Source organism: Stenotrophomonas sp. YJH_SMC_14-1 (assembly GCF_059372275.1).
In genome coordinates, this window is sequence record NZ_JCAFVK010000002.1 from 340248 (window position 1) to 354772 (window position 14525).

Genomic DNA, 14525 nt, shown 5'->3' on the forward strand with positions numbered 1-14525 from the left:
CCCCTGCCTGAGCAAACCCGAGTAGTAGGCCCTGACCCGTGGCAACCTGGATCACCACCCCCGCCGAGCTGGATGCGTACTTCCAGCAGCGCCCGACCCGCATCGGCCTGGACACCGAATTCATCCGTGAACGCACCTTCTGGCCGCAGCTGGCCCTGGTGCAGATGGCGGTCGGGCAGGACATCCTGCTCATCGACCCGCTGATTCCCGGCATGACCGAGGCGCTTGCGCATTGGCTGGCCGATGAATCCATCACCAAGGTAATGCACAGCGCCAGCGAAGACCTGGTTGCCTTCAAGTGGGCCTGCGGCGTGCTGCCGCGACCGCTGTTCGACACCCAGATCGGGGCATCGCTGGCCGGCATCGGCGGCGGCATGGGCTACCAGAAGCTGGTGGCGGAGATCACCGGAGTGGCGCTGGCCAAAGGCGAGACCCGCTCGGACTGGATGCGCCGCCCGCTGTCCGAGTCGCAGCTGCAGTACGCCGCCGACGATGTCGAGCACCTGTTCGCGCTGCACGACGCCATTGATGCCAGGCTGCAGGCGCTGGGCCGCCAGCAGTGGTTGCACGACGATGGCGAGCGCCTGCTGGCCAGCGTCGCCAACGATGAAGATCGCTGGCCGCACCTGGCGATGCGCTCGGCACAGTTCCTCGATGCCGCCGCGCAGCACCGCCTGTTGCGCCTGCTGCGCTGGCGTGATGTGCAGGCACGCAGCAGCGACCGCCCGCGAAGCTGGATCCTGGACAACGAACTGGCCGCCACTCTGGCGCGCACGCCTCCGGCCGACGAGGCAGCGCTGGGCAAGCTGTTCGAGCAGTTCCCAAAGGCACCGCGCAAGCTGGCCAGCGCCGTGTGGCAAGCGCTGTCCACGCCGCTGGCCGACGAAGCCGACGCGCCGCTGGCGCTGCCGGCCAACGACAGCAACAAGCAGGCGCTGAAGAAGCTGCAGGATGCCGTGGCCGAACGCAGCCGCGAGCTGGGACTGCCAGATGGCATCCTTGCCTCGCGCAAGCACCTGGAAAGCTATCTGGAACGTCGCCAATGGCCCGCCGCACTGGCCGGCTGGCGCCAGCAGGAACTGGAGTCGCGCCTGCAGGCGCTGCTGCCGGGGAACTAGCAACCCGCATCGGCCGCCTCACGGGGCGGCCCTGCCAATGCTCGACAAGGACATTGCTGCGTGCCTGCATGGCCCTCTTCCTGCATGTCACGATGGATGATCGGCTCGCTGCTGCTGGCCAGCAGCACCCCTGCATGGATCACAGCAGCCAGCTCAACGCCTACGCGGCACTGACCGGCGGGCTGGACCTGGCCCGTTCGGTTCACTACCTCGCGCTTTCGGCACGCCTGATCGAACCGGCCCCCGCTGCCAGCGAGCAGGACAAGTTCGAACCCTGGCTGCATCCGCACGCCCTGATGCTCGGCTATTTCCCGGAATCGAGGCGTAGAGACAGGGCCAGGGCACACTCGCCTACCGGCCCGAGCTGCTGCTTGCCTTTCCGCTGCACATGGACGATCCGCAACGCGAACGCCTGTACCGGGTGACGGGATTCACCTTCAAGCCTCCTGCTGAATGCCATCGACACGGCAGCCGCATGTCCTGCTTGCCGCCGCTAACGACCGCGCTTCTAATGTCCAGCCTCGTACTCGCTGGATTGCAGCAATGACAAACGGATTTGCAAAAGACGGGCTTTCCCCCGAAGACCTTGCCTGGCGCGTGCAGGCGCGCACTGCGCTGCAGGAACGGCGCTATGCCGAACTGGATGCGTTGCTTGCTCCACATGAGCTGGCCTGGCTGCAGGGAGAGAATGCGCTGCCCGGCATCCGCTGGCGGCTGCGCAACCTGCACGACGCCACGCTGACACTGGAAGCCCGCCTGCAACAGGCCCAGCAGTGGGCCTCGGCCGCCTCCGGCAGCTACTACGCCTGGCTTTGCCTGGGCGCCTGCTGGCAGGACGCTGCCGGCGAGCTGCGCAGCGCCGACGTGGCCGCACTGGTCGAAGACAGCCAGTGGCTGGCGGCGCAGCTGGCCCGCGACCATGCCGTGCACGCCTACCTGCAGGCGATGCCGCTGTCGCCACGACCTGCGTTGGCGCTGGACGGCATCAAGCGCATCACCAGCTATCTGCGCGAACCGAACTGGCTGCGTGCGCTGCAGGCCAGGGAACCCGCCGCATCCGATGACGCCACGCTGGCCGAGCACTACCCTCAAGCCTGGCCAAAGGCATTGCAGCTGCTGTCGCGCTTCGGCACGCCGTTGCAGACGCTGCCGGATACGCTGCCCCCGTTGCTGCGCGAGCGCAGCCAGGACGATTTCGACGCACCACTGGCGTACTGGATGCGCCTGGTGCTGGAGCAGCGCCCGGACGATCTGGCCACGCTGGAAGACACCCTGTACTTCCTGTACCCGCGCTGGGGCGGCAGCCATGAGGCGATGGAGAACTTCATCGAGGGCAGCTGGTGCCGTGGCCTGGAACTGGCGCAGAGCAACGCGCTGCGGTGGCACAAGGAGCAGGACTGGATGGGCGATCTGCCCCACCGCGAGGATGCCGACGCCGTGGCCGCGCACGAGCGCGCCTACACGCAGATCCTCGACTGGCACCTGGACCGCCACCTGCGCGCGCAGGTGCTGGCCCAGCGCGCCGGGCTGCGCTACCGGCTTGGCCGCGTTGAAGACAGCGAAGGCGTCGTGCAGTGGGATCCGGACCACATGCAGGCGGTGCTTGAAGATCTGCAGCAGGCATGGACATTGGACCGCGATGTGGTCCTGCATGAGGGGCTCGGCAACCTGGAGGCCTGCGCCTGGTTCGCCAATGTCGACGGCGCCGGAGCACTTTTCGCACAGGTGGTGGACTATGCCGCGCGCGAAGGCGATTCGGCGATCGGCCTGCTGTGGGCCGCCACCGCCATCGAGCATGGCCTGCTCGGCCAGGCCAGCGACCCGACACGCGCCAGTGTCCTGCTGCAGCGCGCGTTGAAGCTTGCGCAGCAGGACGACACCTCGGCGGTGACGTTCGCCGCCAATCTGTTCTGTGATGTTTCGCAAGCCGCAGGCCTGTCGCTGCTGCAGCGCATGGCGGACGATGGCGACGCCGGCGCGATGTCGGCACTGTGCGACCTTTACAAGGGCCGCCTCGGCGGCCGCGACCAACCGCAGTTCGCCGATGCGGAAAAGGCCGCCTTCTGGCAGGAGCGTGCGGTGGAAGGCGGCGACCTGATCGCCACCTACAACCTGGCCGTGCGCCTCGTCGCCGCAGGCGGCGCGGAGAATGAAGCGCGTGCGCGCGAGCTGTACCTGCGCTGCCTGGATGAGGCCGAGGCCGGCGAGCGCGTGTGGGGCCCAACCTGCCGCAACCTGGCCTGCCTGGCATTCGATGGCCGGAACGACGCGCACAAGCGCGAAGCGGTCGAACGCGCCTTGATTCCGCTGTGGTGGCGCGGCGACGACGACGACAAGCTGTGGGCTGCCAGCTATCTGGCCGACATCTACCACTTCGGTAGCGGCGTCCCGGCCAATGCATTCCTCGCCCTGACCTGGCTGCAGCGTGCCAGCGAGATCGATCCGGAGTATGTGGACGTGGTACGCATGGCACCGCTGATCAACGGCGAAGGCCGCTGGTTCGGTGCCAGCCGCGCACGCAAGCAGCAGGAACAGGACCGGCAGCAGGTGGACAGCGCCACCTGGGCCCTGACCTTCGGCCAGCGCAGCCAGGACAGCAACCTCACTGCGGTCTGAAGCAACGAAAAGGGCGGCCCGGTAATCCGGGCCGCCCTTCTCATTCCAGCAGCGCGATGGCGGGACGACCCGCCACCGCGACAGCGCATTACCAGTTCATGTTCAGCGAGACACCGACGGTACGCGGTTCGTTGTAGACCGCGGCCATGTAGTTCTCGATCACACCCTTGAGGTTCTTCTCATTGGTGATGTTGCGCGCGAACAGCGCCACTTCGTAGGCACCGTAGTTGCCCGAGTAGCCGATCTTCAGGCCACCCTCGAAATCGCCCTTGGAGTTGAACTCCTTGCTGTCGTACAGCACGAAGCTGGTGTAACCCTGCTTGTTCCAGTCGGTGGACACGAACATGGTGCCCGCGTCGCTGACCGGGAAGTCGTAGCGGGCGGCCAGGTTGACGTTGTACTTCGGCGCGTTCGGCAGCGGGTTGCCGTCGATCTGGGCGAAGGTGTTGGCACCGACCTTGATGGTCGGGTCATTCACCGTGCACACCACCTGGCCGTTGAGGCCGCAGACCTGCGCATACACGCGCTTGTCCTTGATCTCGCTGTGCAGCAGGCTGACGCCGGCGCTCAGGGTCAGGTTCGGGATCGGGCGCAGCTCCATGTCGGCTTCAAAGCCGTAAGCCTTGGCCTTGTCGGCGTTGAACAGCACGCCGTTGCCGTCCGAATCGTTGCCGTTGAGCTGGATGTCGTTGACGGTGTAGGTGAACGCGGTGGCGTTCAGGCGCAGGCGGTTGTCCCACAGGCTGCTCTTCACGCCCGCTTCCCAGGACAGGATGGTCTCGGAATCGGCGGTGGTGAAATCGGCGTTGAACACCGCCGAACGCCCTTGGATGGTCGGGCCGCGGAAGCCACGCGCGACCTTGGCGTAGACGCTCACGTCCGGCGTGATCTGATACATCGCGCTCAGATCCCAGCTCGGGGTGGTGTCGGACATCCTGACGTCGGTGCGGCCCTTGTAGGTGACCACGCCAGCGGCAGTGTCAGCGGTCTTCAGCAGGCGGGTGTGCTTCTCGTCCTTGGTCTGGCGCAGGCCGGCGGTGACGGTGAACTTGTCGGTGAAGGCGTAGCTGATCTGGCCGAAACCGGCCCACGAGGTGTTCTTGTTGCGCAGGCGCACCCAGTTGTTCGGGTTGCGGGCCGCGCCCTGCAGGAACCACGCGCGCTGGTAGAAGTCGGTGGTGTCACTACCATTGAAGTAGAACGCACCGGCCTGCCACTGCAGGGCGCTGTCATCATGGCTGGCCAGGCGGAATTCCTGGGTCCACTGGTCCAGGTCACGGATGCGGCCCATCGACTGGCCGTAACCGTTCGGCACGCCGTTCACCGGGAAGTTCACCGCGGCGCCGCCGTCGGTGTCGCCGCGGCTGTAGCCGGAGGTGGTTTCGTAGGCGGTGATCGAGGTGAAGTCGATCGCGCCGAAGTCATAACGCGCCTTCACCGAACCGCCGTAGGTCTTGTAGGCCTGCGGATTGTTGTCGGCTTCGTCGTAGGCGACCTTGTCGCGCGGCACGTCGGTCTTGTTCGAGCCCTTGGTCAGCGCACCGCGCAGGAACAGGGTCGAGGTGCCCTCGTAATCACGAGCGTGGGCCGAGGCCAGGATCGAGAACTGGTCGCTCGGGGTCAGCAGCAGCTGCGCGCGTACGTTGCGGTCATCGAAGCCGCCCATGGCGTTCTTCTTCGGGCTGACCGTGCCGTCGGCGCTCGGGCCCTTGTAGGTGTTGTCGACGTAGTCGTCGCGGTGCTGGTACAGGGCCGACACGCGGAACGAGGCGATGTCGTTGATCGGGCCGCCGAAGCCGCCGTCGATCGACACGCTGTTATAGGTCGCATAGCTGGCACTGACGCGGCCGGTGTAATCCTGGGTCGGCTTCAGGGTGTCGAACTTGACGATGCCGGCGGTGGTGTTGCGGCCGAACAGCGAACCCTGCGGGCCGCGCAGCACTTCCACCTGGTCCACGTCATAGACCGGGTTGGACTTCAGCACCACGTGCTCCAGCACTACGTCGTCCTGGATGATCGACACCGGCTGCGAGGCACCCAGGTAGAAGTCGATGTTGCCCAGGCCACGGATGTAGAAGCGCGGGAAGATGCGGCCGGTGGTGGTTTCCGCATACAGGCTCGGCACGCGGCCGGACAGCGCCAGCAGGGTGTCATCGCCGCCGGCGGTGAAGTCGCGCATGCGCTCGCCCTGCACCACGCCCACCGAGACCGGCACTTCCTGCAGGTTCTGCTCGCGGTGTTCGGCGGTCACGGTGATGGTGTCCAGCCCGGTCGGGGTCGGCGCGCTGTCCTGCGCGGCGGCACCGAAGCTGCCGACCAGGGCCAGGCCGGCACAGGCCAGAGCCAGCGGGTGGCGGCGGAAGGAAACAAGGGAAGACGACAGACCCGACAGGCGGCGGGAATCGGAATGGGAGGGCATGAAATGCTCTGAGGAGGCGTCCGTGCGGCCTGCGCGGGCCGGGCGGCAAAAAGGAGGAGAACTGCGCAAGCCGCCATTATCCCCCAAATTGTTACGATTTCGTTGCGCGGCGCCCAAACCCGGCGAAACAAGCGGTTTCGGCACAGTCACCCGCTGATGTGCCTCGCGCCTCGACATGAAATTCCTTTGATCGGCTTGGCAAGCGGCAGGCGCTTGGCTAGACTGAAGCCCTGCCGTGGGGCCATAGCTCAGCTGGGAGAGCGCGTCGTTCGCAATGACGAGGTCAGGAGTTCGATCCTCCTTGGCTCCACCACTATTCAGAAGAACCCGTAGATCTCCGTAATCTGCGGGTTTTTCTTTTCAGCGCCGGCAACTCAGGCCGGCTCCTGGTCGCCGTCCTTGCGCCGCGGGCCGCGTGAGTGCGCATCGCGCACCTGTTGATCGCGCTGCCCCGGCCGCTGCTTGGCCACATCGTCCTGCTTCCTGTCTTGGCGGCTTTCCTGGACGCCCTGCTTCGGGTCCTGATCCTTGTCTCGCTCGTTCATCGAAAACTCCCTCGTCGGCGGCAGGCCAACGCTGTGCACCACGCTAGAGGCTGGCGGGTAATCCACAGGTCAGTCCTGCGCCAACGTCATGTGCAGGCACTGGCTTGCCGCCACTGCCCCCGCGCAGCCAGAATCCGAGGAACAACGCCCACCGGTACGCCATGCCCTCTTCTGCCCAGCGCGCAGCACACGCCGTGCCGATGATCATTGATGCGACCGACGGCAGCATCCAGCTCGGCAATCTGCCGACTCTGATCGGCCCCACCCTGGCACGGGATGAGGCGCGTGTCGCCTTCGTCACGCTGATGCATGGCGAGCGCGATGTCGGCACCGGCTACGTCTGGCTCAGCCTGCACCGGCTCAGCCTGGGCGGCGCGCCCGCTGGCATCAGCCTGTGCTTCCACGGGCAACAGCTCGACATGGTGACGATGGGCGTCGATCTACCCGGTGCGACGTTGGAAGACGGCTGGCCGACCCAGGCCGCGATCGATGCCGAAGTCACCTTCATGCGCCGCACGCTGGGTGCGGCGCTGGGTCGCAAGCTGGCCGGCGGCCACGCCCGGTTCGACTGGGGCGAAGCCTGGGCCCGTTTCGATCCGAGGGGCTTCATGGCCAGCAGCGGTATCCGCTACGCGCCACACTCCTGACCCCGCTCAGGTCCGTGTGATAGACACTCCACCCTCCACGCGCATCGCGGTTCCGGTAACGAAACTGCTTTCATCGCTGGCCAGGAACAGCGCCGCGTTGGCGATCTCCTCCGGCTCGGCCATGCGCTTCAGTGCGTGCAGCGAGCGCACGAAGTCGCGCGCATCGCCGGTCGGTGCCGCCTGTCGGCCCATCTCGGTATCGGTGCCACCGGGCAGCAGCACGTTGCTGCGCACGCCGCGCGCACCGTATTCGGCGGCGATCACCTGGCTCAGGCCGATCAACCCGGCCTTGCTCGACGCATAGGCCGCCATGCCGGGGAAGCCCACGGTGTGGCCGACAAAAGTGCCAACGAACACCAGCGAGCCACCGCCGCGCGCCAGCAGTGCCGGCAACTGCGCACGTGCCGCATGGAAGGCCGCATCCAGATTGGTGGCCATCACTTCACGCCAGGCGTCCACCGGGAACTCCGCCGCCGGCACGCCCGGGCCGAGCATGCCGGCATTGTTGAGGGCGATGTCCAGGCCGCCGAAGGACCGCTGGGCCAGATCGACCAGCGTTTGTGCCGTGCCCGGGTCAGCCACGTCAGCGGCATGCGCCACGGCTTCGCCACCGGCGGCGCGAATCTGCTCGGCCAGCGCCAGCAGCGGCTCCGGCCGCCGTGCGTTGAGCACCAGCTTCGCCCCTTCGGCGGCGAAGCGCAGCGCGCTGGCGCGGCCGATGCCAGCGCTGGCTCCGGTGATGAGGGCGATCTTGTTGTTCAGGCGCATGGTGGCAGTACCGGTTGTGAAGTGGCCGCCACGATGCCGCGCATCTCCCCTGCCGACACTCCGTTTCCGGGCCTGGCCCGTCGGTGCAGGAAACGGAGTTTCCGCAGCACCGGCACGTGCCAGAATCCGGCCATGGACAGTACCGCCACCACCGCCTTCGATGCCCGCGTCGAACGGGTCTGCCGCCACCTTCAGGCGAGCCTCGACGAACCTTCGCTGCAGGAGCTGGCCGACATCGCCGGCTGCAGCCCAACGCGCCTGCATCGTCTGTTCAAGCAGGCCACCGGGCTGACCCCCAAGCAATACGCCGCCGCGCTGCGCGCCGACCGCCTGCGCACCGGACTGGAACAACAGGAGCGCATCACCGATGCCTTCCACGATGCCGGCTTCGGTTCCAGTGGGCGCTTCTACGAGAACGCACCGAAGTTGCTGGGCATGACGCCCAAGCAATGGCGCGCAGGTGGTCGCGGCGAAGTCATCCACTTCGCGCTTGCCGAAAGCTCACTGGGCAGCGTGCTGGTGGCCAGCAGTGCCACCGGCGTGGTTGCGATCCTGCTCGGCGACGATCCGGAGACGCTGCTGCAGTCATTGCAGCAACGCTTCCGCCAGGCCGAACTGGTCGGTGCCGACCAGGGCTATGAGCAACTGGTGGCACAGGTGGTGGGCCTGGTCGAGGATCCTTCGCGCGGCGCCACGCTGCCGCTGGATATCCGCGGCACCGCGTTCCAGCAACGGGTGTGGCAGGCACTGCAGCAGATTCCGCGCGGGCAGACCGCGTCATATGCGGATGTCGCCGCGCGCATCGGCGCCCCGCGCTCGAGCCGTGCGGTGGCCCGCGCATGCGCGAGCAACCCGCTGGCGGTGGCGGTGCCCTGCCACCGGGTCGTACGCCGCGACGGTGACCTGTCCGGCTATGCGTGGGGCGTAGCGCGCAAGCGCGAACTGCTGCGCCGGGAAAAGGCCACGACTGCCTGAAGCAGGTGCCGACCTTGGTCGGCACGCCGCCAAGCCCTCAATCCAGCTTCACCACCAGCTTGCCGAAGTTGCGCCCCTGCAACAGCCCAAAGAACGCCTCCGGCACATTCTCCAGTCCTTCCACCACATCCTCGCGGTACTGGATGCGACCTTCGCGCAGCCACTGCCGCATCTCGCGTTCGAAGTCCGGCCACAGGTGGTTGAAGTCGTGCACGATGAAACCACGCACGGTCAGGCGCTGGCGCAGGATCTGGCTGAACAGTGCGGGCAACCGGTCCGGGCCGGGCTGCTCGATGCCCCGCTCGTTGTAGGTGGCGATGGTGCCGCACACCGGAATGCGGGCGAAGTCGTTGAGCAGCGGCAGCACTGCATCCAGCACATGGCCACCGACATTCTCGAAGTACACGTCGATGCCGGCAGGCACTGCCGCACGCAGTTGATCGGCAAAATCAGCCGCGCGATAATCCAGCGCCACGTCCACGCCCAGCGTCTGCAGGTAGGCACGCTTGGCTTCGCCACCGGCGATGGCGACCACGCGCGCGCCCTGCAGCTTGGCCAGCTGGGCGACGTCGCGCCCACCGGCCCGGTCGCGGCAGCCACCACCAGCGACTCACCCGGCTTCAAACGGGCGATTTCGTGCATGCTGGAATAGGCGGTGAAGCCGGGCATGCCATATACCCCCAGCGCGGTACTCAGCGGCAGGCCGGCCGGATCCAGCCGACGCCCCAGCGCCTTGGCCGGCAGCACTGCGTGGGTCTGCCAGCCACCCGGCGCCAGCAGCAGATCTCCGACCGCCACACCTTCGGCGTTGGATCGCAGCACTTCGGCCACGGTCTGGCCCTCCATCACCGCGCCCACCGCCACCGGCGCGGCATACGAGGGGCCCTCGTCCATGCGTCCACGCATGTACGGGTCCAGCGACAGGTAGCGGTTGCGCAGCAGCACTTCGCCATCCCCCAATGCCGGCAGCGCAGCCTGTTCCAGGCGGAAGTTGGCCGCGCCTGGTGCGCCCTGCGGACGCGAGGCCAGCACGATACGGGAGGTGGAGGTAGCGAGGGAATCGGACATGGTGACCGGCTCTGCTGTTGCCAGCATCAGGAAAGGAATGCCGACACTACGCCGCAACGATTGCCGGCGACGGCCATGAAAACAGCGTTCCATGGACCGGCGCGGCGCGGGTCCGGCGCAGCCCTTGCCCTTGCAGCTTTGGCGATCGCGGCGATCTGCTGATTTCCACCGCAGACGATGATCGACTGACCACGCCCCCGCCCCACAACGGAGGATCAAGCACTTGCGAGCCCACAGACGGCAATGTGAAGAAATCTTGGCAAAACGCTTGCCGAAGGCAGCCGACCTCCGTAATATACGCGTCCTTGGCAGCGACCTCGCTGCAACGAAACATGTGGCCGAGTAGCTCAGTTGGTAGAGCAGGGGATTGAAAATCCCCGTGTCGGCGGTTCGATTCCGTCTTCGGCCACCACTTTCGAAGGCCTGCAGAAATGCGGGTCTTTTTTTTCCGGAAACCGGGTTTGATCACGGTTGCCACACAATTTGGCCGAGTAGCTCAGTTGGTAGAGCAGGGGATTGAAAATCCCCGTGTCGGCGGTTCGATTCCGTCTTCGGCCACCATCTTCAGAGACCTGCAGAAATGCAGGTCTTTTTTTTGCGTGCGGCCTGCCATCCACGCATGGCGTGGATCTACCTGGCGCTGGCCCCTTCCATGGCCTCGATCCATGCCGGGCCACCGCCGTCTGGTTGACGAAACATTTACACCGGTACCCGCCGCGGCACCTACGCTGCAGATTCCTGCCGGAGCCTGCCGATGCAATTGCGCCCCACCCTGCTCGCCTGCCTGCTGCTGGCCGCCGCCCCGGTGATCGCCGCCGAACCGGTGCGTGCAGTCGACACGCTGGACATCGACCGCTATGCAGGCCAATGGCACGAGATCGCTCACCTGCCGGTGTCATTCCAGAAGCAGTGCGTCGGCGAGATCACCGCCAACTACGGGCTGCGCCGCGATGGCCGCATCAGTGTCACCAATGCCTGCCGCAACGCCGACGGAGAACGCGTAATCGCCGAAGGCGTTGCACGCCCGGTGGCTGGCCATCCCGGCCAACTGCAGGTGCGCTTCGTTCCGGACTGGCTGAGCTGGGTGCCACTGGTCTGGGCCGACTACTGGGTGCTGGCGCTGGACCCGGACTACCAGTGGGCCCTGGTTGGTGAACCGGACCGGAAATACCTGTGGATCCTCTCGCGCCTGCCGGAAATGGACCGCGCCCGGTTCGAGCAGTTGAAGGAAAAAGCCGAAGCCATGGGCTACGACCTGCGCCCGCTGCGCCTGATGGCCCCGCTTCGCGATACGCCCACCGATTGAGCCGCAGTTCAATCCGTACGCGCACCGTGCGCCCGAAGATCCAGCGCTGCGCACGCCCCGCCGCCATCTTCACGCGCTACCCTCTGCGACGGCTCGCCACAGGCGATCCAAACGACCATACGCCGTAGTATGCTTATTCCAACGCACCGCCTCCAGAGGACCTGCGCCCATGCTCCACCGTTTCCGTATCGCCTTGATCGTCCTGAGCACCCTCGCCCTTGCCGCCTGTGGCAACGGCATCGTCAAGCGTGTTTCGGAACCGGCGGCCAGCCTGCAGCAGCTGACCGTGCGCGCCGACGGCAACTGGACCGTGGCGCTGCGCCTGCAGAACTTCAGCTCGATGCCGATGACTTTCGATGATGTGTCGCTGGCGCTGAGCGTCGGCGATGCCGAGGCCGGCACCCTGCAGGCCAAGCCCGGTATCTCCATCGGCGGCACCTCCGCGGATGTCATCAATGTCGACCTGGTGCCCAGTTCGGCCGCACGCCTGGTGGTGGCCGATGCACTGGCCGGCAACCACACCCTGGCCTATGGCCTGAAGGGAACGGTCGCGGCCACGCCGCAGGAAAAGAAGCAGCGCAGCTTCGATATCAGCAGCCGCAGCACCCTCAACCAGGCCCCGGGCCTGCCGGGCGTGCTGCGCTGATTTCCACCTTCCGTCGCGGCGCCTGGCGCCGTTCTCCCCTGCCCTGATCAAATCGAGACGTACCGATGAGCAGCTACACCGCCCCGCTTTCCGACCTCCGTTTCGCCCTGCACGACGTGCTCAAGGTCGAACCCCTGTTCGCCCGCCTGGGCTTCACCGACGCCACCGCCGACGTGGTCGATGCCGTGCTGGAAGAAGCTGGCCGTTTCAGCGCCACCGTGCTGGCCCCGCTCAACAGCGTTGGCGATGAGATCGGCTGCGTGCTCGACCAGGCCACCGGTGAAGTGACCACCCCGCCCGGCTTCAAGCAGGCCTACGACCAGTTCGTCGATGGCGGCTGGACCGGCCTGACCGCCTCGCCGGAACTGGGTGGCCAGGGCCTGCCGCACACCCTTGGCGTGCCGCTCAACGAAATGATCAACGCCGCCAACCTGGCGTGGGGCAACTTCCCGCTGCTCTCGCACGGCGCCATCGAAGCGCTGAAGCAGCACGGCGAGGCCTGGCAGCACGAGGCCTTCCTCAAGCCGCTGATCGAGGGCCGCTGGACCGGCACCATGTGCCTGACCGAGCCGCACTGCGGTACCGACCTGGGCCTGCTGAAGACCAAGGCCGAGCCGAACGCCGATGGCAGCTACTCGATCACCGGCACCAAGATCTTCATCACCGCCGGCGAGCACGACCTGACCGAAAACATCGTGCACCTGGTGCTGGCCAAGCTGCCCGACGCCCCTCCGGGCGCCAAGGGCATCTCACTGTTCGTCACGCCCAAGTTCAAGGTCGACCGCGAGGGCACTGTCGGCGAGCGCAACGCACTGCGCTGCGGCTCGATCGAGCACAAGATGGGCATCAAGGGTTCGGTCACCTGCGTGATGAACTTCGACGGTGCGCAGGGTTACCTGGTCGGCCAGCCGCACAAGGGCCTGCAGGCCATGTTCACCATGATGAACACCGCGCGCCTGGGCGTCGGCCTGCAGGGCATCGGCCTGTCCGAGCGCGCTTACCAGAACGCACTGAAGTACAGCCGTGAACGCCTGCAGTCGCGCGCCCTGAGCGGTGCGAAATTCCCGGACAAGCCGGCCGACCCGATCCTGGTGCACCCGGATGTGCGCCGCATGCTGCTGACGGTGAAGTCGCTGGTCGAGGGCAGCCGCCTGCTGGCCCTGCACGCCGCCACCCTGATCGACGTTGCCCATCACGCCGAGGACGCCGCCGAGCGCGAGCGCGCCGACACCCTGGTGAGCTTCCTGACCCCGATCTCCAAGGCCTGCCAGACCGAATGGGGCATCGAGAACACCTACAACGCCCTGCAGTGCTTCGGTGGCCACGGCTATATCCGCGAACACGGCATGGAGCAGCTGGCCCGCGATGCGCGCATCACCACGCTGTATGAAGGCACCACCGGCATCCAGGCGCTGGACCTGATCGGCCGCAAGACCGCCTCCAGCCAGGGCGCCGGCCTGAAGCTGATGCTGGCCGAGATCGAAGCCTTCGCCAAGGAGCATGAAGGCAACGAATCGCTGGCCGAGTTCATCGGCCCGCTGCGCGCCAAGGCCGCCGAATGGGGCAAGCTGACCCTGGACGTGCTGCAGCGCGCGGCCGGCAATCCAGACGAACTGGGTGCGGCCAGCTACGACTACCTGTTCTATTCGGGCTACGTGGTACTGGCCTACTGGTGGGCCCGCAGCGTGGCCGCCGCCGACGCCAGCGCGCACGGCGCCGCCTTCGCCCAGGGCAAGCGCGAAACCGCTCGCTTCTACTTCGCCCGCGTGCTGCCGCGCACGCTCAGCCACGCCGCCGCGATCCAGTCCGGCGCCGCCCCGCTGATGACGATGGACGACGAGCGCTTCGGCGCCTGAGCCGGCTGCCGCCCGGCACCCGCGGTAGCGCCGGCCGCTGGCCGGCAACCGCAATAGCAACAGCTGGATCCCGGTGGATGGCGGGGCGGTGTGGGCTGGCAGGACACGCCGTAAACCCCGCTCCGCGATCCGGCCCAGCCGCTGGCGACTGTGCGTTCGGGCGCTTGCGAAGCAGTGCTTCGCAAGCAAAGCGCCCTCACCCCTGGGGGCTCGATGGCGCCTTGCTCGTGTGCGCTGTCCTGCGCACACGGCAAGACCGGGGTTGGGGCGTCCTGCCCAACCCGCCCGAGGCATGCCTCGGGCCCATGGCGCCAACGGTCCTGCCAACCCACACCGCCCCGCCTCTGACAGTTCCCCGCGATCTGCGTAGATCCACGCCACGCGTGGATGAGAACCCCCTAAATCCCTCTGGAGAAGAGCCCCCTTTTGTTAAAGGGGGCGCGCCGACAGCGCGCGGGGATTAGGAAGAATGCGCGCGCAACCCAGCGCGCCAACGGCGGGCTGGGTTGCTAAAGGGGGCGCACCGACAGGTGCGGGGGGATAGGAGGAATGCGCGGACCT

11 protein-coding genes, 3 tRNA genes and 1 pseudogene are annotated in these 14525 nt (G+C 66.8%); 11 read left to right on the plus strand and 4 right to left on the minus strand.

Annotated features, from left to right (window positions below):
- Positions 1 to 38: 38 nt before the first annotated feature.
- From rnd to AC5P9P_RS06560, 3 genes are all read left to right on the plus strand, one after another.
- Positions 39 to 1118, plus strand: a complete 1080-nt coding sequence (rnd, locus tag AC5P9P_RS06550; RefSeq protein ID WP_049402434.1) for a ribonuclease D — start codon at positions 39 to 41, stop codon at positions 1116 to 1118.
- Between the two features lie 68 nt (positions 1119 to 1186).
- Positions 1187 to 1543, plus strand: a complete 357-nt coding sequence (locus AC5P9P_RS06555) for a hypothetical protein (protein ID WP_053091541.1) — start codon at positions 1187 to 1189, stop codon at positions 1541 to 1543.
- A gap of 118 nt (positions 1544 to 1661) precedes the next feature.
- Entirely contained in the window at positions 1662 to 3734 is a 2073-nt protein-coding gene (locus tag AC5P9P_RS06560; RefSeq protein WP_495232659.1) for a DUF4034 domain-containing protein, read from the plus strand.
- Positions 3735 to 3822: 88 nt separating this feature from the next.
- On the opposite strand, the gene AC5P9P_RS06565 is transcribed toward AC5P9P_RS06560, so the two are convergent.
- Positions 3823 to 6153 (minus strand): TonB-dependent receptor, encoded by a 2331-nt coding sequence (locus tag AC5P9P_RS06565; protein WP_033833220.1) that lies wholly within the window; start codon positions 6151 to 6153, stop codon positions 3823 to 3825.
- A gap of 237 nt (positions 6154 to 6390) precedes the next feature.
- On the opposite strand from AC5P9P_RS06565, the gene AC5P9P_RS06570 reads away from it, so the two are divergent.
- Positions 6391 to 6466, plus strand: a tRNA-Ala gene (locus AC5P9P_RS06570).
- A gap of 61 nt (positions 6467 to 6527) precedes the next feature.
- Here AC5P9P_RS06570 and AC5P9P_RS06575 read toward each other — a convergent pair.
- Positions 6528 to 6698 carry a hypothetical protein gene (locus AC5P9P_RS06575; RefSeq protein ID WP_169448320.1) on the minus strand — a complete coding sequence of 57 codons (171 nt, stop codon included), beginning with the start codon at positions 6696 to 6698 and terminating at the stop codon, positions 6528 to 6530.
- A 161-nt stretch (positions 6699 to 6859) separates the two neighbouring features.
- Between AC5P9P_RS06575 and AC5P9P_RS06580 the strand changes: the two genes are divergently transcribed.
- Complete coding sequence (locus AC5P9P_RS06580) at positions 6860 to 7345, plus strand: hypothetical protein (protein WP_033833221.1); 486 nt, start codon at positions 6860 to 6862, stop codon at positions 7343 to 7345.
- A 6-nt stretch (positions 7346 to 7351) separates the two neighbouring features.
- Here AC5P9P_RS06580 and AC5P9P_RS06585 read toward each other — a convergent pair whose 3' ends face one another.
- Positions 7352 to 8113 (minus strand): SDR family oxidoreductase, encoded by a 762-nt coding sequence (locus tag AC5P9P_RS06585; RefSeq protein WP_033833222.1) that lies wholly within the window; start codon positions 8111 to 8113, stop codon positions 7352 to 7354.
- Between the two features lie 132 nt (positions 8114 to 8245).
- Between AC5P9P_RS06585 and AC5P9P_RS06590 the strand changes: the two genes are divergently transcribed.
- Positions 8246 to 9088 (plus strand): bifunctional transcriptional activator/DNA repair enzyme AdaA, encoded by an 843-nt coding sequence (locus AC5P9P_RS06590; protein WP_033833223.1) that lies wholly within the window; start codon positions 8246 to 8248, stop codon positions 9086 to 9088.
- 37 nt (positions 9089 to 9125) lie between these two features.
- Here the strand turns inward: AC5P9P_RS06590 and curA are convergent.
- A pseudogene (gene curA / locus AC5P9P_RS06595) lies at positions 9126 to 10156 on the minus strand (NADPH-dependent curcumin/dihydrocurcumin reductase).
- Between the two features lie 336 nt (positions 10157 to 10492).
- Here curA and AC5P9P_RS06600 point away from each other — a divergent pair.
- The 5 genes from AC5P9P_RS06600 (at position 10493) to AC5P9P_RS06620 (ending at position 13964) form a co-directional block, all read left to right on the plus strand.
- Positions 10493 to 10568 (plus strand) — tRNA-Phe (locus AC5P9P_RS06600).
- Between the two features lie 73 nt (positions 10569 to 10641).
- Positions 10642 to 10717, plus strand: a tRNA-Phe gene (locus AC5P9P_RS06605).
- Positions 10718 to 10910: 193 nt separating this feature from the next.
- A complete protein-coding gene (locus AC5P9P_RS06610) occupies positions 10911 to 11462 on the plus strand; it encodes a lipocalin family protein (RefSeq protein ID WP_049431927.1) in 552 nt (183 codons plus the stop codon).
- 169 nt (positions 11463 to 11631) lie between these two features.
- The gene (locus AC5P9P_RS06615; RefSeq protein WP_049431924.1) at positions 11632 to 12108 is read left to right on the plus strand and encodes an LEA/WHy family protein; all 477 of its coding nucleotides are present in this window, start codon (positions 11632 to 11634) and stop codon (positions 12106 to 12108) included.
- A 65-nt stretch (positions 12109 to 12173) separates the two neighbouring features.
- Positions 12174 to 13964 carry an acyl-CoA dehydrogenase C-terminal domain-containing protein gene (locus tag AC5P9P_RS06620; protein ID WP_049402547.1) on the plus strand — a complete coding sequence of 597 codons (1791 nt, stop codon included), beginning with the start codon at positions 12174 to 12176 and terminating at the stop codon, positions 13962 to 13964.
- Positions 13965 to 14525: the final 561 nt, after the last annotated feature.